Below are 22,416 nucleotides of genomic sequence, written 5' to 3'. Positions count from 1 at the left end.
TACCGGGGTGCCCCCATCCGCGCAGAACACCGATCTCGACAATCAGCCGTCCTGCTTTGCATCACCCCCTCATGAGGCTAGTGCTAAGTGCTGAATACCGACCTGGCGACATCCCCCGATGTGCGTCGTACCCTGCCCTCCGTTGACCAGGTACTCAACTGGCCAATCATCTGCGAACTGGCCGAACACCACGGCCGCAACCTGACCCAGAAAATCGTTAGCGATGAGCTGAATCGGCTCAGAATCGACAGCCAACCGTGCGCGCCGGATCAATTTGTCGAGCATGTGCAGCAGCAGTTACTTCAACTGCTCGCCCCCTCGCTGCGCAAGGTATTCAATCTTACCGGCACCGTGCTGCATACCAATCTGGGCCGCGCGCCTTTGCCCGAAGAAGCCATAGAGGCCATGTGCGATATCGCCCGCAGCGCGAGTAATCTGGAGTTCGATCTGGACAAAGGCAAACGCGGCGATCGCGACAGCCATGTTGAGGCGTGGCTCTGCCGCCTGACCGGTGCCGAAGCGGCCACCGTGGTCAACAATAACGCCGCGGCGGTGTTGCTGACGCTCAATACCCTGGCCAAAGGCAAGGAGGTATTGGTATCGCGCGGTGAGCTGGTGGAAATCGGCGGCGCTTTTCGCGTACCGGATATTATGCGCCGCGCCCAGGCCAAGTTGCTCGAGGTTGGCACCACCAATCGCACCCATTTGCGCGACTATGTCGAAGCGATCAGCGCCAGAACCGGGCTGCTGATGACCATCCATGCCAGCAACTATTCTATTCAAGGCTTTACCGCCAGCGTGCCGGAACCGCAGATAGCCCAGGCCGCGCATGCTCAGGGACTGCCCTACGCTATCGATCTGGGCAGCGGCAGCCTGATCGACATGCGCCAATGGGGCCTGCCCTATGAACCCACGCCGATGGACAGCATCGCTCACGGCGCTGACCTGATCACTTTCAGCGGCGACAAGCTGCTCGGCGGCCCCCAGGCTGGCCTTATTGTCGGCAAACGCGCTCTGATCGACAAGCTGAAAAAGAACCCGCTCAAGCGTGCTCTGCGCTGCGACAAGCTGACGCTCGCCGCACTGGAAGCGGTACTCAAGCTCTACGCCCGCCCGGAAAAGCTTGCCGAACGACTGCCAAGCCTGCGCTGGTTGAGTCGACCGCAAAAGGACATCCGCCAGCAAGTGGACGGCATGCTGGCGGTATTCCAAGCCTGGTCAGGTGATGCCGCTCAGGTCTTGGCGGTTGATGTAATGGGGCAAATTGGCAGCGGTTCTTTGCCGGTAGAAAGGCTGCCAAGTTGCGCCATTGCCTTGCAGCCGACCGCTGGCAAGCGCAGCGCCAACAAGCAGCTGCAGCGCCTGCAAAGCGCCTTGATGCAGCTACCGGTACCGATCATTGGCCGATTGCATGACGGCCAACTGTTGCTCGACCTGCGTTGCCTGGATGAGGAAAGGCTGTTGGTCGCGCAGCTTAGAGCACAGCCCTTCGCATGATCATTGCCACTGCGGGTCATGTCGACCACGGCAAAACAGCGCTGATCAAGGCCCTGACCGGGCAGCATACCGACCGGACCGCAGAGGAAATGCGCCGCGGCATGAGTATAGAGCTCGGTTACGCCTGGCTTGAATGCGCTAACGGCAAGACGATCGACCTGGTCGATGTACCCGGCCATGAAAAATTCATGCGCACCCTGCTCGCCGGTATGGGTTGTGTGGATGCGGTGATGCTGGTGGTTGCGGCCGATGACGGGGTTATGCCGCAGACCCTGGATCATCTGCAGGTGCTCAAGCTCCTCGGCGGCAGACCGGTCGTGGTGGCCGTCAGCAAATGCGCCAACGTCACCGATGAGCGCGCCCGGCAGGTACAACAGGAGGTGATAGACCTGCTAGCCGAGCTGTCTATTGAACAGCCACCGAGCTTTCTGATCGACAGCCTGAGCGGCGACGGCGTTGCTGCACTTATCGATCAGCTCAATGCCTGGGCCAACAGCTTCCCCGCCACGGATGATCAAGGCCCTGCGCGGATGAGCATTGATCGCCATTTCAGCCAACCGGGTGCGGGCAATATTGTTACCGGCACCCTGCTGAGCGGACGTATCCAGATCGGGGATACCTTGCGCTTGTCCGATAACGGCACGCCCTTGCGAATACGCAGTATTCAGGTGCATGGCCAGACCGTTACCACAGCTCAGGCCGGCCAACGTTGCGCCTTGAACCTGGTGGGTGAGCTGGTCGGCTCAGATCTTAGCCGTGGCAGCCAGTTGCTCGACGCAGCCATTTTCGCGCCCACCGCATGTTTTGATAGTCGATTGGAGCTGATAGCTGGCCTCCCCAATCGCGGCACACTGCAGTTGCACATGGGCAATGCAGTATTCAACGCGCGTTGCGTGCCCCTGAAAGGTGAGCCTTTACCCGCTGACCGGCCCTACGGACAGTGGATTCTAGACCGGCCGGTATGTTGCCGCTACGGCGAGCGTTTTATCATCCGCGACCCGGCCAGCCGCAAGCTGCTCGGCAGCGGCTGGGTTATTGACCCGTTCACCCAAAGCAAGGGCCGCCAGCGGCCAGATCGACTCGCAGCGCTGCTCGCCATGGATAGTCCCGATGCAGATCAGGTCATGCAGAGCCTGCTGAGGGTATTGCCGGACGGAGTAGATCTGGGGTGCTTTATGCTCGCCCGGCATCTAAGCAAAGAGCCGGCGTGGGCACAGCATCCGGATACCCTTCGCGTTGGCAACTGGATTTGCCGTCGATCTGATTATGATCAAGGTCTGCAGTATTTGCTGGCAGCGTTGGCCGAGCATCATGACCGACATCCCGATCAGGCCGGCATGAACCGCCCGCAACTGGCCAGGCATCTGGGTTTGCCTACGAATAGTCGGCTGCTGAGCACGATAATCCGCCACGCGCTCAACGGCCAGATACTGCAGCAAAGCGGTCCCAGCTTGCATCTGCCTGGCCATCAGCCGGAACCAGACGCGCAAACTCTGAGCTGGTTTGAGCAATTGCTGCCCGCCTTCCACGCCTGCGCCCCACGCCCGCCAATTATCGGCGAGCTGATGACGCAGTTGCGGCTGGACAAGGCCGGGCTGATGCCTAGGCTCGACAGGTTATGCTCATTAGGGCTATTGATATGTATCGGACGTAATCGCTACCTGCTGCCAGAGAGCATCGACCACTTGCTGAGTCTGGCCAACGAGCTGGCAACGCAAAACAACCAGGGGCAGTTCAGCACCGCTAGCTTCCGCGACCATAGCGGCATCGGCCGCAATCACAGCGTGGCCCTATTGGAGTACTTCGACAAGGTCGGGCTAAGCCGTCAGAGCGGGCAGTATCGCCGGCTGGCCTGAACGCAGGGTGTAACGCTCAGAAATTCAAACCGCCCGCGCGCCGCGCCTGCCGCGCCATGACTACCACCAGAACGCCACAGCCGGCCATCACGCCAGCCATGGGCAATGCCGTGCCGTTATGCAGCAATCCGACCAGGGCGGAAGTAATGCCTGCAATCACAAACTGCATGGTCCCCATCAGAGCTGAAGCTACACCCGCCTGATGCCCATGCCCGGCCATCGCGCAGGCGGACGAGTTGGGTAGTACCAGCGCGATCACCGCCACACTGCCAAACAGCGGCAGCATCAGTGGCCACAGCGACTCCGGCTGCCATAGTGCAGTACCCAACAGCCAAAAAGTACACAACAGATAAATCAGCGAAGTGCGTTGGAGCAATTTCACCGGAGGCCGGCGACGCAGCATTTTGCTGTTGAACTGGGCAAACAGAATAAATCCTGCCGCGTTCGCGCCGAAAAACCAGCCGAAGTGCTCCGGCGCAATACCGTAGAGTTCAATAATGATAAACGGCGACCCGGCGATGTAGGCGAACATACCGGCAATCGCAATGCCACCAGTCAGCGCGTGGTACATAAACACCGGCTCGCGCAGCAAGCCCCTATAGCGGCCCAACGCCGTGGACAGCGCTGGTCGTTCATGTAGAGACAGCGTTTCACGCAGACCGAAATACACCGCGAAGGCAAACAAACCGGAAAACAGCGTCAGAAACAGGAAGATCGACGGCCAGCCACCTAGTTTGAGCAACCAACCACCGGCCAATGGCGCCAGGATAGGTGCCACCCCCATGACCAGCATCAGTTGCGAAAACGCCTTGGCGGCATCAATCGGTTTGCATAGGTCGCGTACTACCGCCCGCGTTACCACCATACCCGCACAACCACCCAATGCCTGAGCAAAACGCGCTGCCAGCAGCCATTCAAGCGTCGGTGCCAGCGCGCACGCTAATGAGGCCAAACAGAACAAGGCGATGCCAAACATCAATGGCTTGCGGCGGCCGTAGCGATCGGCGATAGGTCCGTAGAACAATTGGCCCGAGGCCAATCCGAGAAAATACACTGACATGCTGAGCTGTATATGCTCGATGTCAGTGCCAAAGGCGGTGGCCATGGCCGGAAAAGCAGGCAGATAAAGATCAATCGCCAGCGGGCCAAAGGCACTGAGACCACCCAGAATGAGCAGTATTTTAAGCGGCATGTAGTATCCAGAATGACGGGTGGTCTACCGAGGAGGCAGGTAGAACATAGACCGCAATAATGCCAGAAAAGCCCAAGCACTGCTGGCAACAGACTGTTGCTACACAGGTCCGAGACGCACTTAGTTATTTCCTGGCGGCAGACACTGCTGATGTCTTTCAAATACTCCGCGCCCGGCGCCGAAGTTGAGCTGACCTCACGGCAACCGCAGCCTCCAGCCAGGCCAAGGCCATAAGCCAGCACTCATCCGCAATGCATCCCTGAAGCCAAAACGGTGATATATTGGCCCACACGAAATAACGAATGCCTCTGCGGGTGTTTGCCATATGGGTAACGTTGGTCCACCGGACTCACATTACCGAGGTGCCAAGCCTGAACAAAGTACGCATGTGAGGTAACCGGTGAAGCTGGCTGAATTTATCCGCAACAATATCGAGACCTTGCTTCTGGAGTGGGACAAGTTCGCGCTCACCATCGAATCAGCCGAGAAACTGGACAAGACCGGCCGTCGCGATCATGCCAGGGAAATGCTCGTATCCATCGCCGCCGACCTGGACAAACCACAGACCGAGGATGAGCAAATCGCTCGTTCCAAGGGGCAGGCGCCACGGGATGCCAACGCCGATACTGCGGCAGAAGACCATGGCATGGATCGCCTGAGTGCGGGCTTTACAATCAACGAAGCCATTTCGGAATATCGGGCATTGCGCGTCAATGTTTTGCGCTTATGGATAAAGGAAGTCGATCCAGCCACCACACCCGGCTGCCTTGACGACATTCTGCGTTTTAATGAAGCAATCGACCAATCGCTTGACGAGGCGTTGGCCAGCTACACCACCGAAAAGGATATGGATACCCGCCTGCTCAAAACTATTCTCAGCGCGTCAACCGATCAGACCTTCGTGCTGAATCCAGAGGGGCGTTTTGTCTACGTCAACGCAGCGACGACCGACCTGTTCGACCGGCCGCAACAGCAAGTGATCGGCAAAACCTGTTTTGATTTGGGATTTGATTTTGCTGCAAGCCTGCAGCGTAATCTCATACAGGTACTCAGTACCGGCGAAAGCTACCGCGGCGAATTTTCCTACACATTCGGTGCAGGCCAGCAATTTGAATACATCCTGTCACCGGTACTGGTTCAAGACGCTGGCTACCCCGAAGTGGTAGAAGCGGTTGTGGGTATTGCCCGTGACATCACCCTGCGTAAAGCCGCCGAAGATCAGAGCTGGCATCAGGCCAATTTTGACATCCTGACTGACCTGCCTAACCGTCGCCTATTTATCGATCGCCTGCAGCAGGATCTACGTCATGCCGAGCGCGCCGGATTGTCCATGGCTGTCATGTTTATTGATCTGGATGGATTCAAGGACGTGAATGACAGCATGGGCCATGAGGCTGGTGACGCCTTGCTAAGGCTGGTAGCGGAGCGTATCAAGGATTGCGTACGCGAATCGGACACCGTCGCACGCATGGGCGGTGACGAGTTCACCGTAGCGCTCAACGAAGTTAACGCCATAGAGCAGATACTCACGGTTGCAGCAAAAATCATCGACACCCTCTGCCGGCCATTTAATCTACACGGCACGCTGGTACAGATCTCCGCCAGCTTGGGAGTGGCAAGATACCCCGCGGATGCGCAGACGCCAGATGACCTGATCAATATGGCCGACCAGGCCATGTATGAAGCCAAGCGCGCGGGTCGCAACCAGGTTAGCCTGGGCCAACAACCCGCCGTGCTACCCGCCTCTCCAGAACAGAGCTGAATACTCTTTTCAGCGCCGCACTGTTGTGACTCTTTTGCTCAGCTGCGGACCAGAAAAACACGGCCTGCGCTAAAGGCACCGATCATCAGCAATGCCAGTACGGCCGGCAGCAGATTACCCTCAATCTGCGGAATAGTGCGCAAGAATACAAAGGCGACGCCAGTAGGCGCGACAAAACGCACCAGAAACTGCCAGACCCGGAACCAACCTGCGTGGGTTGCCATCTCTCTGAGCACTTCATCGCGGCTAAGCGCCCATCCGGCAAACAAGGCAATCAGTAAGCCCCCGACCGGCATCAGAATATTGGTAATAAACTCCAGTACATCAAACGGCGAACGATTGAACCAGCGCTGAGTAAAGGTACCCTCCGCCCAGATATTGAAGCTGAACGCAGTGACCAGGCCCAATGCCCAGCAACAGGTCACCATCAATGCCACCGCCTTCGGCCGGCTAAAGCCGAAACGCTCCACTAGCCAAGCCGCTACAGGCTCAACCAACGAGATGGCTGAGGTCAGCGCCGCGCCAATCACCAACAGAAAAAATACGCCGCCCAGAAACGCCCCACCAGGCAGCTCGGCGAAGGCGATCGGCAACGTCACAAACATCAACCCCGGCCCCTGGCCCGCTTCCAGACCACTACCGAACACCAGCGCGAAAATCGCCACGCCAGCCATCAAAGCAATCACCGTATCGACCAGCGCAATCGATATCGCTGTGCGGGTCAGCGAAGCCTCACTCGACATATAGGCGCCGTAAGCCATGATCGCGCCCATGCCCAGACTCAGGGTAAAGAACGATTGCCCCATCGCCTGCAACCAGCCTTCCAGACTCAAATCCTGCAGGTTGAAGGTAAACAAAAAGCTCAGTGCGGCCCCGGCATCGCCTACCATCAGCGCGTACACCAGTACCACCAGCAGAATCAGAAAGAGTGCTGGCATCATGAACCGTAGGCCACTCTCAATACCCTTATGGATACCCATACCGACAATCAGCCCGGACACTGCAATAAAGATCGTGTGATACAGCACCAATAGCGCAGGAGATGCCAGCAAGGCATCGAAGGACGCGCTAATAGCCGTCGCATCCGCACCCACCAATGAACCACTGAACATCAGACCCGCATAATGCAGGGCCCAGCCGGCAATAACCGAATAGAAGCTGAGAATGATGAAGGCTGCTGACGCGCCCATCCAGCCGATGCTCCGCCACGCCTTGTGTACACCATGAGTTTCGGTCAGGTACTTCATACCCATGATCGGACTTTTGCGACTGGCACGGCCGATCAGTGTTTCAGCAATCAGAATCGGAATACCGACAATGGCGATCGTCATGGCGTAGACCAGAATAAAGGCCCCGCCACCGTTCTCCCCAGTCAGATACGGAAAGCGCCACAGGTTGCCGAGGCCAACCGCGGATCCGACCGCGGCAAGCAGAAAGGTACCCTTGTGGGTCCAGATGTTTCGAGAACTCATCAGTTGGCTTCCAACAGGCAATTAACGGTTAAAAAATAGGCGCGCAAGGGTACCATAGCTAATATCGAATCTCGACCGGACGCTCAATGAAGACTATAGCAGGCACGCATCGACAATCCCTGACCCTGGCCCTGCGCTTTGTTGCACCCTATCGCTGGCAAGTGGCCGGAGCAATGCTGGCACTCTTCTTTACTGCCGCTATTACCCTGTCCCTGGGTCAGGGGCTACGCTTGCTGGTTGACCAGGGCTTCGCTACTCGCTCGCCGGAGCTACTCAACCAGTCGGTAGGGTTTTTCGCGATATTAGTTCTGGCACTGGCTGTCGGCACCTTTGCGCGCTTCTACCTGGTTTCGTGGATTGGTGAGCGGGTAGTGGCTGACATTCGCCGGCAAGTGTTCGATCACCTGATTGAACTGCATCCAGGCTTCTATGAAAGCAATCGGGGGCTGGAAATCCAGTCGCGACTGACCGCCGACACCACCGTATTGCAGTCTGTTATTGGCTCGACCGTATCCATCGCTCTGCGCAATGCGCTGATGCTGCTGGGCGGCATTGTGTTGCTATTTATCACCAATCCCAAGCTGACCAGTATCGTCATGCTGGCCATTCCATTGGTCATCGCTCCCATTGTGTTTTTTGGTCGACGGGTCAGAAGCCTTTCCCGGCAGAGTCAGGACCGGGTCGCCGATGTCGGCAGCTATGTTGGCGAGATTCTCGGCCAGATCAAGACCGTGCAGGCTTACAACCATCAGGCACAGGACCGCCAGCGCTTCTCCAGCGTCGTTGAACAGGCGTTCGAGGTCGCCCGCCAGCGCATCCGTCAACGTGCCTGGCTCACCTTCGCGGTGATCGTACTGGTACTCGGCGCTATCGGCGTGATGCTCTGGGTCGGCGGCATGGACGTGATCGCCGGGCGTATCAGCGGCGGCGAATTGGCTGCCTTCGTATTTTACAGCCTGATCGTTGGGGTTTCTGCTGGCGCCCTGAGCGAAGTCATCGGCGAGCTGCAACGCGCCGCCGGCGCAGGTGCGCGGATTGTCGAGTTGTTGCAGACCGAGCGCGAAATCACCGCTCCCTCAAGCGGCCTGCTGCAGCTGCCAGCTAGAGTGAGCGGCGACCTGGCGTTCGAGCAGGTACGCTTTGCCTATCCCACGCGACCCGAGGTTAACGCCATTGATGGCTTAGATCTGCAAGTACGCGCCGGAGAAACCCTGGCGCTGGTTGGACCCTCAGGCGCCGGCAAGTCCACGTTACTGGATCTACTACTGCGCTTCTTCGATCCCAGTGCCGGGCGGATAACCCTGGAAGGCTGTGATATTCGCCAACTGGATCCGGCCGACCTGCGCCGCTGCTTTGCTCTGGTATCGCAAAACCCGGCATTGTTCTACGGCAGTGTCGCTGACAATATTCGTTACGGACGTCCTGAAGCCGACATGCAGGCAGTGATCAACGCTGCCCGCGCGGCGCACGCCGAAGAGTTCATCAACGCCATGCCGCAAGGTTATGACACACCCTTGGGCGATGCCGGCTTGGGCTTGTCTGGCGGGCAGAAGCAACGGCTGGCAATCGCCCGGGCGTTGCTGACCGATGCGCCGATACTGCTGCTCGATGAAGCCACCAGCGCACTTGACGCGCAGAGCGAGCATTTGATTCAGCAGGCATTGCCGGCGCTGATGCAGGGCCGTACTACCCTGGTGATTGCCCATCGTCTGGCGACGGTGCAGCATGCCGATCGCATCGCCGTGATTGAACAGGGCAAACTGGTTGCCTTAGGCACTCACCAGGAGCTGATGCAAAGCAGCCCGCTTTACGCGAGGCTAGCCGAATTGCAGTTTGGACTCAGCGCACACACCGCCTAGGGATGTGTGAAGCTGACTACTAACGGGACTCTTAACGCGACTTCCGGCCCCCCGCTGTGGCTACATGCAGCTGGACTGCATCACGGAGCTGTTCAAGCGCCTGCTTTAATACATCCAGCCGCGTGCCTATATTGAGACGCATATAACCACTGCCGGCTGCGCCAAAGCTGATCCCCGGATTTAGTCCCACGCTTGCCTTTTGAATAAAGAATGCCTTGAGTTGCCCATCGGTCATGCCCAACGCGCGGCAATCCAGCCAAAGCAGGTAGGTCCCCTGGGCCTGTGCGCAATGGATCTGTGGCACATGTTCCGCTAGATACTGCCGGACAAACTGCATGTTCGATTGCAGATAGGGCAGCAACGCATCCAGCCAGCCGCCGCCATGTCGGTAAGCCGCCTCGAAGGCAACGATACTGAAGGGGTTGGCCTGTTCCATATGCAGGGTATCGAACACCCGTTTAATCGCCTGGCGCTGAACGGCGTCGGGTATTACCAATGCCGAGAGCCCCATGCCCGGGATATTAAACGTCTTGCTCGGCGCCACTGCGGTGATGATGCGATCCTGCGGCGTTGCCATGCTGGCGAGCATCACCTGGGCTTGCCCCTCAAAGACCAGATCGCAGTGGATATCATCAGACAAGACTAACAAATCATAGTGGCGGGTAATCTCCAGCAACGCCTGCAACTCTTCGCGGCGCCAAACGCGCCCAACGGGGTTATGGGGAGAACACAGCGTCAGCATCTTCGCACCCTGCTCGGCGCAAGCGGCCAGATGCTCCAGATCCATCCGATATTCACCGCCCCGCCACTGCAGCGGATTCTCGATCACCCGGCGCCCGGTTTTATGCACCGCACTAAAGAACGGCGGATACACAGGCGGCTGAATAATGATGCCTTCGCCGGCCTCAGCAAAAGCCATCGCGGCGGCGTGTAGCGAAGGCACCACACCGGGCGCCATCAGTATCCAGTCACGCTCAATCTGCCAGCCGTGTCGGGAGGCAAACCAGTCGATCATCGATTGATACAGCGATTCCGGAAACAGGCTGTAACCATAGACCGGGTGCCGGGCGCGCTCTTCGAGCGCTCGCGTGACCGCCTCGGGCGCGGCAAAGTCCATATCCGCAACCCACAGAGGAATCACCTGGTCAGTACCGAAAACCGCCTTGCGTGCATCAAACTTCACGGAGTTGGTCTGCTCACGAACAATCAACTGATCAAAATCGATTCCCAATCTAGCGCCCCTTACTTAGTGTCTGATCACAGGATACGTTCCCAGACGCTGGCCTCGGAATAGCTGTGCTGGAATTTGTGCTGCGTTTCGCGAATAACAAACTCGATTTTTTGCGGCTCACCCACCCGCTTGAAGTGTTTACCGAGCATATCCTGCAAGCCATCCAGGGTAGTGTAGTTTTCCCCATCTTTCTTGAAACCACCTACCCATTGCGCCCGTGGTGTGTGTTCTTCAAGCCAGGTATAGGGCGATGCCAGTACCAGCTTCCCACCCAGGTTCAGTCGCTGGTGCACCACCTCAAGAAAACGTGCCGGGTTATACAGCCGGTCGATCAGATTAACTGCCAGGATAAGATCGTAACCGCTGAACTGTGGTTTGAGATTACAGGCATCGCCCTGATAGAACGTCACCTTTGACGCGCAATCTGCAAGACCCAGGTCAGCCAGATTACTGGCCCTGTAGGAAACCAACTCCCCCTCGTCGGTCAGCGTATAGCGCAGCACGCCCTGCTTGGCCATTTCCGCACCTTGACCGACAAAACGAGCAGAGAAATCAATCCCAGTCACATGCTCAAAATGTCTGGCCAGCTCAAAGGTCGCGCGGCCAGAAGCGCAACCCAGATCCAAGGCGGTTTTAGCGGGCTGGTCAGCCATTGCGCTGATAGCCAGTTCGGCCATCGCCCTAGGGAAGTTCGGCACATTGAAGTAACTATTGCCATAGTGAAACTCGGCGTATTCAGACATCTGCCGATCACTTTCGTAATAGGCATTGGGCTCTTTAACCTGAGCATTGGAAGACACGTAGCGAAACCCCGCATGTTGAAAGAAGTGACGGCGAAAGGCATAACGCGCGCTGCGCAGCGTTTCATTACCGCAGGAAGCCCAGGACCCACCCTTGATCAGGTTATGCTGGTTATCGAATGTGGGTGTAGTGAAATCGTCGTATAGCCGATGTACCTGAAAGCCGTCGAACGGATAGATCGGTGTTTGTGTCCATTGCCAGACATTACCCACTACATCAAAAAAGTCGCCATGGGCGAACTGCGTCACCGGGCACGATGAGGCGAAGTGATCCAGTTGCAGGTTAGCCTGGGCAGGCTCAAGCGCTACTTCCTGCACGCCCGCATGGTCATAAAGTCGGTACCACTCATCTTCGCTTGGCAAGCGAATCGGCTTGCCGGTTTCGCGGGCTTTCCAGCGGCAGAATGCACTGGCCTCCAGACAGTTGACCTCCACCGGCCAATCCCAGGGCATGTTGACCTCTTCGGTCATCAGCCGCAGGTGCCAGGTGTTGTGCCAGACCCAGAAAGGCGGATGCCGGGCAGCGGTATAATCACGCCATTTTAGGCCTTCTTCGTCCCATAGTGTTGCATCGGCGTAACCACCCGCCTCGACAAACTGCAGAAATTCGGCATTGCTGGCCAGATAACGGCTGGCCTGAAAGGTATCAAGATCTACCTGCCGTTCACCGTATTCATTATCCCACCCATACCGCTGCGCGCTACGCGCTTTGCCCAAAGTCACCCGGCCGGCCGGTAGCGTCAGCAACTCATTGTCAGGTGCCGCTCGTTGCTCACGACAGGGTGCCCACTGCGGTAGCGATTTTACATAGTCGAGCTTATGCTGACGTATCAATACAGTGCTGGTTTCCAGGTGGATCAGCTCATGTTCAATACACATCATTATCGGCCACCAGGCGCCGTCCCATTGAATGGGCAAATGCAAAGGCAGGTTATTGATAACCTTCAGCACGGCGGCACGCACTTTCTGCCGATAGGCTCGCACCTGGCCAACACTGGGCCAGTCATAATGAGTATCGTCCAGATCGTCCCAGCTCATCTCATCAACCCCAACGGCACAGACCGATTCCAGCTGCGGATCGATGCGCTCGGGGAGCAACTTGGCCAAAACCAATTTGTTGGTGTAGAACGTCGCCGTGTGGCCAAAATAGAAGATCAATGGATGCCGCAAGGCGATGGGCTTGTCGTAGAAGGCCGCATCGCTGGCCAATACATCGAAAAGAGACTCGTATCGATCAAACACGCTGGTGAAATAGTCAGCGATCTCTGCACGCTTGGCGTCTGGATCGCTACCTGACAGTAACGGGGAGCGGGGAAGCACAGATAAAAGTGTCTGAAGCCGCTGTTGCTCTACTGCAGTCATGTACAGATTCCTTTGGCGGTAGGCCCGCAGGTAGAAAAATCATCCTGCGGTTCCTGAGAACCTGTCAATTATGGCTAGAACACGCATTTTTTGCTTATACAAATCGTGTACATTCGTTTCCCGCCGTATATAGCCGGCGTCATGCAAGCGATTCGTCGGGGATTTTTCATCAACTGTCCAGGTGCCCACTCTGACCTCTGCCGGCACCCGGAATAACTCACTATCGAGGTTTGTTCGCGTGCAGCCGCGCATTGAGCTCATCGACGATCGGTGCCCATTCGGCATCTTCGAGAATTTCATCTTTCAAAAAGGCGGCCTGACTGGCATTCCAGAAAGGCGCCTCTGACAGTTTGATGTCATCGGACAACGGATAGTGGCTGGCGATAAACTCATCGATGCTCACTTCATCTGCAGGTAGGCCCAGTTGCTCAAACAGCGTGCCGATGTCTTTCATTGCCGGTTCCATGGGTCGATCCTCACAGTGGGTTACTAAATGGGTTACTAAATAGAGTTGTTAAACAGAGCCATTAACCAACTTTACAACGATTAATCTCTCAGTTTAGTAGAGAGAGGATGGCGTGAATCGTTCCCCCTGCCCAGAGCTACAGTACATCTTTTGTAGCAATGCACCCGATAGCCAGACAGAACAGCGCATTGCGTCAGCAAAGGGCCTGTGTATCCTGTGTAGTCTTCCTGCTTCCGGTCGTTTGAACCATGATGATCCCAAACCTGCTGCACTGGCCGCGCTTACCGCACATTTTGCTGTCTACTTCATTGCTCCTCGCCGTGGCTCTGCACAGCACATCGGCTCTGGCCAACAATACTGTCAGGGTGGACGTGGATCAAGCGCGGGAGGTAGAGCTGGTCAACGAGGTACCCGTTAGCGGCAGCGTGTCGGCGTCACAGATTGCGCAGTTGTCGTCACAGGTGGCCGGGCTGGTGCAGCGAATACATGTTGAGGCTGGCGATCAGGTAAGTGGTGGGGAGTTACTCGTCGAACTGGACAGCGAGCTGGCCGCTATTGCCCTGGACAGTGCTCGGGCTTCAGCCAACAGTGCACGAGAAGCGCGGGCCGACAGCCAGCGTCGATTCGAAGAGGCACAAACACTGGTAGCCCGGAACGCGATCGCTGCCAGCGAAGTGCGCGGGCTGGAGTCCGCGATGAAAATTAATGCTGCCGCCGTGCAGGTAGCCGAGGCCCAGGTGCGCCAGCGCGAGGCCGAATTGCAACGCCACCGTATAGAAGTTCCGTTCGACGGCACGCTGAGCCGTAAGCTGGTCGAGGTGGGCGAATGGGTAACGCCCGGCACCGCGCTGCTTGAGCTGGTATCAACCGAGCAGTTGCGTATCGATTTTCAGCTGGCCCAGCGCTTCTACCCGCTAGTGGAAGACAACGCCACACTGACCATCCGTTTTGACGCCCATCCACAACGCAGTTTCACCGGCACTGTGATCAATAAGGTGCCGCTGAGCAGCAGCGACGCGCGTACCTTCTTATTACGCACCCAGCTAGAAGAAACGGACTCGCCATTGCTCATACCCGGCATGTCCGCCGACGCCACCCTGCAGCTTAGCGACAAGCGCCGGGGCATTGTGGTCAACCGCGACGCTTTGCGACGGTATCCGGATGCCCGCGTAAGCGTATGGATCCTGGAGGACGCTGCGGTAGGCAAGGACCAACCAACCGTTCGTGAGCAGCAAGTAGAAACCGGGCTGAGCTTTGCCGGTCTAGTGGAAATCCGCTCTGGACTCGCCGCCGGGCAGAGGGTAGTAACCCGCGGCAATGAAACGCTCCGAGAAGGGCAGACCGTGCAGATAACCACCGCAGAAAGCGAGTAACGCGAATGTTCGAGCGCATTGTCCGCCACGGTATTTTGGTCGCCGTCAGCGTATTGATTATCTGCGTGCTGGGCGTAATCGCCGCACTGCGAATTCCGGTACAGATGATTCCTGACCTGGAAACCCGCACCATCACCATCGAGACCCGCTGGCCTGGGGCAACCCCGCAGGATATCGAGAAGGAAATTCTTATTGAGCAGGAAGAATTCCTGCGCAATATCCCTTATCTGGAAGAGATCACCTCAACCGCCACCACCGGCTCGGCCGAGATCGAGCTGGATTTTCCCTTTGGGGTGGATATCACCGAGACCCTGATACGCGTCAACAATGCCCTGACCCAGGTGCCCTCCTACCCGCAGAATGTCGACGAGCCGCGTGTCAGCGCGACCTCTTTCTCCTCCAACGCGTTTATGTATTTTACCGTGTCGCCGCTGGCGGATAATCCGCGCGGGCTAGACATGGACATGATGCGTGACTACATCGAAGACAACGTGCGCACACGTATGTCCAGTGTCGCCGGTGTGGCCCAGGTTGAAGTCCGTGGCGGCGCGGCGCGCCAGGTACAGATTCGTATCGACCCGAAGCGGCTGTCCGCCCGGGGCCTGAGTCTGAATGACGTGCGCGAGGCCATCGGCGAGCGCAATCAGGACATTTCCGGTGGTGAAATCGACAGCGGCAAACGCAGCTATCTGCTGCGGACCGTGGGCCGCTTTGATGACCTGGCTGATCTGGAAAACATGATCCTGGCGCGCCGTGCGGACAGCCTCACGCGGCTGCGCGACGTAGCCACAGTGGAGCTGGATCATTTCCGTATTCGTGATCGCTCCTACTACAACGGCAGCCCGGTGATCAGCCTGGCGGTACGTCGTGAAAGCGGCTCCAACGTCATTCGCATCAAAGAAGATATGCAGGCCGAGGTCGAGCTGATCAATCAGGAGCTGCTTAATCCCGAAGGCATGCAACTGCGTTTGACCGCAGATGACGTAGTCTATGTTCAGGCCTCCATTATCAACGTCTGGAAAAACTTGCTGCTCGGCGCCCTGCTCTCGACTTTGATCATGTATTTGTTTATGCGCTCGTTCCGCGCTACTGCAGTAGGCGTGATCGGGATTCCAATCTGTACCATCGCTGCTTTTTTGGGTCTGATGCTGGCCGGGCGCACGATTAACGTCATCTCTCTGGCGGGGGTGGCCTTTGCTATCGGCATGACACTGGACAACAGCATTGTGGTGCTGGAAAGCATTGAGCTGGAACGCCGCCGCGGGCTTGATCGGCTCAAAGCCGCCGTCAGCGGAGTAAAAAAAGTCTGGCCTGCAGTGCTTGCCTCGACCCTGACTACCATCATGGTTTTTCTACCGGTCGTTTTTATCGCCGAAGAAGCCGGCCAGCTGTATTCCGACGTAGCCATCGCCATCGCAGCATCGATCCTGGTCTCGATGCTGGTCGCCATTACGGTCATTCCGACCATCAGCGCACGGCTGGACTTTAAACAGATATCCAATCCGCAAAGCGCCGGCGCGCGCTTGCACGCAGCCATCATACGCCGTCTTGAGTGGCTGGTGGCTAGCGCAACCCGGCGCATAGGTTGCCTGGTTGTCACCCTGACGGTCAGCCTGTCGATCATACTCTTTCTAACGCCGCCGGCCGAGTACCTGCCTGAGGGCGAAGAACCAAAAACCTTTGCCTCAATGAACGCCCCGCCGGGCTACAATCTGGCCACCATGGAAGCTTACGCCGAGGAAATTCAGGCGTATTTTCTGCCTTTTCTGGATGACGATCCGGCTGAGTATGCGCGCGGTGAAACCGACGTACCGGCAATGAAATACATGAACCTGGGCGTCAACGCGCAAAGCCTGAGAATCATCACCGAATCCAAGGATCCGTCACAGATCGGCGATCTGATGGCTGCGCTGGAACGCCAATACAAAACCTATCCGGGCATGCGCGCGTTCGCCGCACGAGGGTCGATCATCAGCAGCAACGATGGCGGCACGCGCAGCGTCAACCTGGACATTTCCGGCCCAGACCTGGCTACTTTGTACAGCGTTGCGCAGCGCGCTTACAGCCGCGCTGGTGAAGCATTCGACAACCCCGGTTTACAGTCCCAACCACCGAGCCTGTCACTCGCCCAACCACTGCTGCAGGTCAGACCCGACTGGGAGCGCGCCGCAGAAGTTGGCATGAGCACCGAAGATATAGGCTTTGCCATCGCTGCTCTGACAGACGGCGCATACGTCAATGAGTTTTTCCTCGCCGACGACAAGATCGATATGTATCTATATAACCAGCAGGGTCCCGGCGCTACGCTGGAGACGCTGGACAATATCGCTGTCTATACCCCGAGCGGCCAGACCCTGCTGCTGTCCGAGCTGACGCGTACCGAAGAAAGTGTCGATACCAGCACAGTAAGACGCAAGGATGGGCGCCGAACTATCACCCTGAATATTATTCCGCCGCGCTCAGTACCCCTGGAGGCAGGGGTAGAGATTGTGCGGCGTGATGTAGTGGCTTATCTTCGCGACAACGGCGAAATCCCTACCGGGGTAAACCTGACCATCTCCGGTGCGGCAGACCAACTGGATGCCACTCGCGAATCACTGGCCAGCAACTATCTGGTCGCCCTGATCATCGTCTATCTACTGATGGTGGCGATCTTTAGCCACTGGGGTTATCCGCTACTGATCATGACCACCATCCCACTGGGCATCGCGGGTGGTATTGCCGGCCTCGCACTGCTCAACCTCACCGGCTGGGTGATGCAGCAAATGGGTATGAATGGGTTCACACAGCCCTTCGACATGATCTCAATGCTCGGCTTCCTGATCCTGATGGGTACGGTAGTCAACAACCCAATCCTGATTGTGGACCGCGCCATCCGCAATGGGCTGGAGGACGGCATGAATCCTGTCGACGCGGTCAATGAGGCCGTCGCCTCTCGCCTGCGTCCGATTGCCATTTCTACAATTACCACTATTTGCGGCCTCGCTCCGCTGGTATTCCTGCCGGGCGCCGGCAGCGAGCTGTATCGTGGTGTGGGCGTCATCGTCATGGCGGGCATCATTGGCGCCACCCTGGTAACGCTGACCATGCTTCCAGCACTGACTATTATGGTACTGCAATGGCAGGAAAAACGGCTTAAACAAAAGGGGTACAAATCTGTTTGACAAGCATTCTCATTCACATTAGCATGCAAAGCATAGCCACTAACCCTAGGGTCAACGCCATGTATGTATGTCTTTGCAAAGGTGTATCAGACAAACAAATCCGTAACGCCGTTGCCGAAGGTGCATGCAGCATGCGCGATTTGCGCAATACCCTTGATGTAGCCAACCAGTGCGGCAAGTGCGCACGCGATTGCAAGTCGCTATTGAATGAATCTGTAATGGCTGCTGCCAATGCATTCAACGGCCAGTTCGTCGCCGCCTGAGTCCACCCCGCTCTATTCATTAGACTTTCTGCTCAACGTTAATTCTGCGCTGCATGCCTCAGACCAGACTCGATACTCTGGTCAAGCAGCCAGCGGCGCAATATCTGAATCCCCGGCTCATGCCGGCGACTGGTCTTCCAGGCAAAGAAGAACTGGTCACCGGTCATCAAATGATGACAAGGCAAACGTACGAAATCCGCTGAATCGGCACGGCTACTCAGCATGTAGTCATTGGTCAGCGCTATGCCCTGGTGATAGCGCGCCGCCTCCAGCGCCAACAGCATATGGCTGAAATGTTGCAACCGACTAGCCTTGGGCAACGGCTGATCGCCAGCATCAAACCAGGCCGCCCAATCTCCGCCCTCCCGATTATAAATACTGTGCGTCGACAGCAGTGGGTAGGCCGCCAGCACCGCCGGATTTAATGGGGCCCGTGGCGATAACTGCAGAGTGGAGTCAATCTCCTGTTCGCGGCACAACGTCTGCCAGTACTGCTGACTGCACACCGGAAAGAGTCTTTCGGTGTAGAGCAGCTCATAGCTGAACGCAGAAGAATCAGGCCTGACGGTAATAAAACAATCGGCTACCCGATCAGACAATTGCGGGTTCTCACCACTCATTTCCAATGATAAATCCAGCTGTGGCCACTGCTTCTGCAGCGCAGGAAGGCGAGGCACCAGCCAGCGCACAGCAAACGAGCTGAACACCGACAAGCGCAATCGCGCGGTCTCGTGACCGAGCACCTGCTCACTGGCCCGCTCAATCTGCAACAACGCAGTACTGACCGCATCAAAGTATTGCCGCCCATCATCGGTCAACGCCAGATACCGCCCCGTGCGGATAAACAGGGGCTCACCCAGGTAGGTTTCCAGCAGCTTGATCTGATGGCTGATAGCGCTCTGCCCTACCGACAATTCATCCGCTGCCAGGGAAAAACTATTGAGCCGTGCGACAGCTTCAAATACCGGTAACGCCTTGAGGGGAGGTAATTTCATAACAGGCCTTTAGTATCCATATTTCTAATAGATACTAGCTAAATATCATTTTCACGGATAGCCCAGATTCTTTAAACTCCACGCCTCACCAACCAGAAATGTCGAGGTCGTCATGTCAGGCAAAACCGTCAACAGTGCCATCTTGTTGCTGGTGATCGGCAACGCCCTGGCATTGGTTTCCGATGTATTTATCAAATTTCTCCAGGCCGATGCTCCGGTATTCCAGTACGCGTTTCTGCGCTGTCTGATTACTCTGGCACTGCTATTGCCGTTCTGGCGTCAACTCGACACAGGCAATCTGTTTGGCGGTGGCCGGCTGCACTTCATCCGCGGCCATGTGCATCTTGTGGGAATCGTTTGCATGGTCTATGCGCTGATCGCCCTGCCCCTGGCCACCGCTAATGCGGTCTTCTACGCTGCACCCATTATGGTCATGCTGCTCTCAGTGATGTTTTTCCGCGAGCGCTTGACCAAGCTGAGCCTGGCCGCGGTCATCAGCGGTTTTGCCGGCATACTAGTGATACTGCGTCCAGTTGATTTTAGCTGGGCTGCGTTGGCGGCCCTGGGTTCTGCCGCCGCGCTAGCGATTAACGCCGTATTGATTCGCAAACTGCCTCGCCAGCAATCAACGGTGCACAAGTTATTCCTCAACTACCTGATGATTACGCCGCTGTGTCTGGGGTTGATGCTCTGGGAGGCCGCTCCGTGGAGCCATGCGGTGCTCATCAGCGCGGCCGGTTCGTCGCTGTTCATCCTCGGCTACAACGTCTGCGTGTTGCTGGCTTACAAGCATGTTGATGCCAATCAGGTAACCAGCGCCGAATATACCGGCCTGATCTGGGCAGTGATTATTGGCTGGGTATTTTTTGCCGAAGCACCCGATATCTGGTTCCTGGCAGGCAGTGCGATGATCGTCACGCCCCTGCTGCTGATTGGGTTACAGCAGCACCGCAAGCGTCCGCGGCCCAATCATCATGATCTGGCCGACACGCGCTACCACGGCGCGCCAGCAGACACAGCCCCGGCAGATGATAGCCCTACCGCGCAGCGCCGGCCCAACATCGGTTAGGCGGTTCGTCAGCCCCGTCTCAAACCAGCGCGAAAGCCGCCCCGCCGTCACTGTGCCGAGCCTCGTGTTCAAGCAACCAATGCTTGCGCCACAAACCACCGCCGTAACCGGTCAATTTACCACTGGCGCCAATCACCCGATGACAGGGCACCACCAACGCCACCGGATTGGAACCGTTGGCCAGCCCTACAGCGCGACTCGCGGAAGGATGGCCGATGGCTGCGGCTAATTGGCCGTAGCTGCGCGTTTGCCCCGCGGGAATAGCCCTCAGAGCCTGCCATACCGAACGCTGGAAGGCAGTACCAGCGGTCTCGGCCGGAATGCTCTCCAGCGCAGCCAAATCGCCAGCAAAGTACGCGGTCAGCGCCTGGATCAGCGGCTCGGGTGCTGAGCCGGGTAGCGGATCCAACTGGTAATGACGGTAATATTTGTCGAGTAGCCGCTCCAACCGAGCGCGATAATCCTCAAAGTCCAGCGCCCGCAGCGCCCCTTGCTCATCCGTCACCAGAAACAGCTGCCCCACAGGCGTCTCAACAGTATCAAGCAGAAATTGCATGTTTGTTCTCCTCTAGCGTCCGATTCAGATCGCTATTAACACCGGCATTAACACCATCCGCAGCCCACAGGTGCATCACTGCATAGGCTCGCCAGGGGCGCCATTGTTCGGCCAGGGCGAGCAGTTGCTTGGCATCAGGCCGCACTCCGCCACCGGCCAAGGCCCTCTGTAACGCCACGTCCGAAGCGAGAAAGGCGTCACTCTCCTGCATCGCGCGCATGGCTATATAATTTGCCGTCCATTCGCCGATACCTGGCAAGGCGCATAGCCTTGTCAGCGTGTGTGACAAGTCACGTTGGCGCTCAAGCAGGCCCGGTTCAGCCAGGCAAGCACACGCCAGATTTACCAGAGCTGCCGCTCGCGACCTTGGCATGCCGAGCGTCAAAATCACCTCTGGGTCGAAAGCCTCGGGCTCGGGGAAATAGCGCGTCAACCCGCTCACTGACGGCGCGGCCAAAGGCTCCCCGAGCCGAGCGACCAATCGACTGACCAGCGTAACCCCGGCGGCTACTGCCACTTGCTGGCCTAATATCGCGCGTACCGCTACTTCAAACGCATCCCAGGCGCCTGCCACACGCAACCCTGGCCGGGCCGCAAGCAGTGGTGCGAGCATCGGTTCACGCGATAACAACCGACTGATCGCATCCGGATCCGCCTTGAGATCAAACATGCGCCGCAACCGGTCAATGATCGATGGCAACGCCTGCAACTGGGAAAAACCAATTTTTACCCGCAATGCCTGGCGCGCTGGCACGTGCTCCACGCAGACCACGCCAACATCCGCACCGATGCGGATGGTGCGCTGATAGATCCCATCCACCACCTGTTCCATCCCAGCAATCGCCCGGCGCTGGAGAAAATCCAGCATCGCTTCCCAGTCATACGGGGGCCGGTAAGGTAGCAACAGGATTATGTCGGCGTGCTCGGCAACGCTGCTCCTCACTCCCCTCAAGCTACTGGGCGGCCGCCCATACAACTGACTGAACGCTTCGTTAAAACGTCGTATGCTGGCAAAACCGCTACCCAGGGCGACGTCGCTCATCGGCAGTCGCGTTTGATGGATCAGTTGCTTGGCCAGCAACAGCCGACGGGTTTGCGCCACACTGCTCGGCGCTGCACCCAGATGCTTGATAAACAACCTGCGCAGCTGTCTTGTGCCCAGCCCTACCCGCTCGGCCAGCGCTTCCAGGCTGCCGTTATCCAGTGCGCCCGCCTCAATCAGCGCCAAGGCACGCGATACCACCGCTGATGTACCGGCCCAGGCGGCAGAGGACGGCGAGCTTTCTGGACGGCAGCGCAGACAAGGCCGAAACCCTGCGTCCTGAGCCGCGGCCGCACTGACGACAAAGCGGCAGTTGGCAAAACGCGGCGTACGCGCCGGGCAAACCGGGCGGCAGTAGATCCCTGTGCTAGTAACACAGGTGAAGAATCGCCCGTCATAACGTTCATCGCGCGCTACAACGGCTTGATAACAGTCGTTCGCTGAAATATCCATAAGC

General features: G+C 57.4%; 16 protein-coding genes. 8 read left to right on the top strand and 8 right to left on the bottom strand.

Translation table 11 applies throughout. The features are described 5' to 3' along the window. Positions 1 to 90: 90 nt before the first annotated feature. Both selA and selB read left to right on the top strand, forming a co-directional pair. Entirely contained in the window at positions 91 to 1,497 is a 1,407-nt protein-coding gene (selA, locus tag K787_RS0119115) for an L-seryl-tRNA(Sec) selenium transferase (RefSeq protein WP_084672198.1), read from the top strand. Beyond that, positions 1,494 to 3,353: a selenocysteine-specific translation elongation factor gene (gene selB / locus K787_RS0119110; RefSeq protein WP_022964416.1), complete on the top strand. Its 1,860-nt coding sequence runs from the start codon at positions 1,494 to 1,496 to the stop codon at positions 3,351 to 3,353. The genes selA and selB overlap by 4 nt, the downstream gene beginning before the upstream one ends. A gap of 16 nt (positions 3,354 to 3,369) precedes the next feature. On the opposite strand, the gene K787_RS0119105 is transcribed toward selB, so the two are convergent. Further along, the gene (locus K787_RS0119105; protein WP_022964415.1) at positions 3,370 to 4,545 is read right to left on the bottom strand and encodes a multidrug effflux MFS transporter; all 1,176 of its coding nucleotides are present in this window, start codon (positions 4,543 to 4,545) and stop codon (positions 3,370 to 3,372) included. A gap of 400 nt (positions 4,546 to 4,945) precedes the next feature. Here K787_RS0119105 and K787_RS23810 point away from each other — a divergent pair, with 400 nt between their 5' ends. Then, positions 4,946 to 6,307, top strand: a complete 1,362-nt coding sequence (locus tag K787_RS23810) for a diguanylate cyclase domain-containing protein (RefSeq protein ID WP_022964414.1) — start codon at positions 4,946 to 4,948, stop codon at positions 6,305 to 6,307. 38 nt (positions 6,308 to 6,345) lie between these two features. On the opposite strand, the gene K787_RS0119095 is transcribed toward K787_RS23810, so the two are convergent. Next, complete coding sequence (locus tag K787_RS0119095; RefSeq protein ID WP_022964413.1) at positions 6,346 to 7,779, bottom strand: sodium-dependent transporter; 1,434 nt, start codon at positions 7,777 to 7,779, stop codon at positions 6,346 to 6,348. Between the two features lie 86 nt (positions 7,780 to 7,865). Between K787_RS0119095 and K787_RS0119090 the strand changes: the two genes are divergently transcribed. After that, complete coding sequence (locus K787_RS0119090) at positions 7,866 to 9,638, top strand: ABC transporter transmembrane domain-containing protein (protein WP_022964412.1); 1,773 nt, start codon at positions 7,866 to 7,868, stop codon at positions 9,636 to 9,638. Between the two features lie 31 nt (positions 9,639 to 9,669). On the opposite strand, the gene K787_RS23805 is transcribed toward K787_RS0119090, so the two are convergent. From K787_RS23805 to K787_RS0119075, 3 genes are all read right to left on the bottom strand, one after another. After that, positions 9,670 to 10,869, bottom strand: coding sequence for a MalY/PatB family protein (locus tag K787_RS23805; protein ID WP_022964411.1), 1,200 nt, complete (start codon positions 10,867 to 10,869; stop codon positions 9,670 to 9,672). Positions 10,870 to 10,895: 26 nt separating this feature from the next. Beyond that, positions 10,896 to 13,031 (bottom strand): 5-histidylcysteine sulfoxide synthase, encoded by a 2,136-nt coding sequence (gene ovoA, locus K787_RS0119080; RefSeq protein WP_022964410.1) that lies wholly within the window; start codon positions 13,029 to 13,031, stop codon positions 10,896 to 10,898. A 220-nt stretch (positions 13,032 to 13,251) separates the two neighbouring features. Next, a complete protein-coding gene (locus tag K787_RS0119075) occupies positions 13,252 to 13,497 on the bottom strand; it encodes a DUF2789 domain-containing protein (protein ID WP_022964409.1) in 246 nt (81 codons plus the stop codon). Between the two features lie 248 nt (positions 13,498 to 13,745). Here K787_RS0119075 and K787_RS23800 point away from each other — a divergent pair, with 248 nt between their 5' ends. The 3 genes from K787_RS23800 to K787_RS24880 are packed head-to-tail and all read left to right on the top strand — an operon-like array spanning position 13,746 to position 18,297. Beyond that, a complete protein-coding gene (locus K787_RS23800) occupies positions 13,746 to 14,870 on the top strand; it encodes an efflux RND transporter periplasmic adaptor subunit (protein WP_022964408.1) in 1,125 nt (374 codons plus the stop codon). 5 nt (positions 14,871 to 14,875) lie between these two features. Next, the gene (locus tag K787_RS0119065) at positions 14,876 to 18,034 is read left to right on the top strand and encodes an efflux RND transporter permease subunit (RefSeq protein ID WP_022964407.1); all 3,159 of its coding nucleotides are present in this window, start codon (positions 14,876 to 14,878) and stop codon (positions 18,032 to 18,034) included. Positions 18,035 to 18,093: 59 nt separating this feature from the next. Then, positions 18,094 to 18,297: a bacterioferritin-associated ferredoxin gene (locus K787_RS24880; RefSeq protein WP_084672194.1), complete on the top strand. Its 204-nt coding sequence runs from the start codon at positions 18,094 to 18,096 to the stop codon at positions 18,295 to 18,297. Positions 18,298 to 18,335: 38 nt separating this feature from the next. On the opposite strand, the gene K787_RS0119055 is transcribed toward K787_RS24880, so the two are convergent. Beyond that, positions 18,336 to 19,292 (bottom strand): LysR substrate-binding domain-containing protein, encoded by a 957-nt coding sequence (locus K787_RS0119055; RefSeq protein ID WP_022964405.1) that lies wholly within the window; start codon positions 19,290 to 19,292, stop codon positions 18,336 to 18,338. Positions 19,293 to 19,404: 112 nt separating this feature from the next. On the opposite strand from K787_RS0119055, the gene K787_RS23795 reads away from it, so the two are divergent. Then, on the top strand, positions 19,405 to 20,361 hold the full coding sequence (locus tag K787_RS23795; protein WP_022964404.1) for a DMT family transporter: 957 nt from the start codon (positions 19,405 to 19,407) through the stop codon (positions 20,359 to 20,361). Between the two features lie 19 nt (positions 20,362 to 20,380). On the opposite strand, the gene ogt is transcribed toward K787_RS23795, so the two are convergent. Beyond that, a complete protein-coding gene (ogt, locus tag K787_RS0119045; RefSeq protein ID WP_022964403.1) occupies positions 20,381 to 20,917 on the bottom strand; it encodes a methylated-DNA--[protein]-cysteine S-methyltransferase in 537 nt (178 codons plus the stop codon). Beyond that, positions 20,901 to 22,412, bottom strand: a complete 1,512-nt coding sequence (locus tag K787_RS0119040; protein WP_022964402.1) for an AlkA N-terminal domain-containing protein — start codon at positions 22,410 to 22,412, stop codon at positions 20,901 to 20,903. Before K787_RS0119040 ends, ogt begins: the two co-directional genes overlap by 17 nt. Between the last annotated feature and the right edge of the window lie 4 nt (positions 22,413 to 22,416).

It is taken from the genome of Halopseudomonas pelagia CL-AP6 (genome assembly GCF_000410875.1).
In the GTDB taxonomy this organism is placed as follows: domain Bacteria; phylum Pseudomonadota; class Gammaproteobacteria; order Pseudomonadales; family Pseudomonadaceae; genus Halopseudomonas; species Halopseudomonas pelagia.
The sequence above is the reverse complement of the archived record's forward strand: the minus strand, read 5'-3'. Positions and strand labels throughout refer to the sequence as shown.

Bases quoted from the DNA above. Each gene is read 5' to 3' on its own strand.
- K787_RS0119055 (WP_022964405.1), bottom strand. From the start codon at position 19,292: ATGAAATTACCTCCCCTCAAGGCGTTACCGGTATTTGAAGCTGTCGCA.
- K787_RS0119065 (WP_022964407.1), top strand. From the start codon at position 14,876: ATGTTCGAGCGCATTGTCCGCCACGGTATTTTGGTCGCCGTCAGCGTA.
- K787_RS23795 (WP_022964404.1), top strand. From the start codon at position 19,405: ATGTCAGGCAAAACCGTCAACAGTGCCATCTTGTTGCTGGTGATCGGC.
- K787_RS0119095 (WP_022964413.1), bottom strand. From the start codon at position 7,779: ATGAGTTCTCGAAACATCTGGACCCACAAGGGTACCTTTCTGCTTGCC.
- selB (WP_022964416.1), top strand. From the start codon at position 1,494: ATGATCATTGCCACTGCGGGTCATGTCGACCACGGCAAAACAGCGCTG.
- K787_RS0119090 (WP_022964412.1), top strand. From the start codon at position 7,866: ATGAAGACTATAGCAGGCACGCATCGACAATCCCTGACCCTGGCCCTG.
- K787_RS0119040 (WP_022964402.1), bottom strand. From the start codon at position 22,412: ATGGATATTTCAGCGAACGACTGTTATCAAGCCGTTGTAGCGCGCGAT.
- K787_RS24880 (WP_084672194.1), top strand. From the start codon at position 18,094: ATGTATGTATGTCTTTGCAAAGGTGTATCAGACAAACAAATCCGTAAC.
- ogt (WP_022964403.1), bottom strand. From the start codon at position 20,917: ATGCAATTTCTGCTTGATACTGTTGAGACGCCTGTGGGGCAGCTGTTT.
- ovoA (WP_022964410.1), bottom strand. From the start codon at position 13,031: ATGACTGCAGTAGAGCAACAGCGGCTTCAGACACTTTTATCTGTGCTT.
- K787_RS23800 (WP_022964408.1), top strand. From the start codon at position 13,746: ATGATGATCCCAAACCTGCTGCACTGGCCGCGCTTACCGCACATTTTG.
- K787_RS0119105 (WP_022964415.1), bottom strand. From the start codon at position 4,545: ATGCCGCTTAAAATACTGCTCATTCTGGGTGGTCTCAGTGCCTTTGGC.
- K787_RS0119075 (WP_022964409.1), bottom strand. From the start codon at position 13,497: ATGGAACCGGCAATGAAAGACATCGGCACGCTGTTTGAGCAACTGGGC.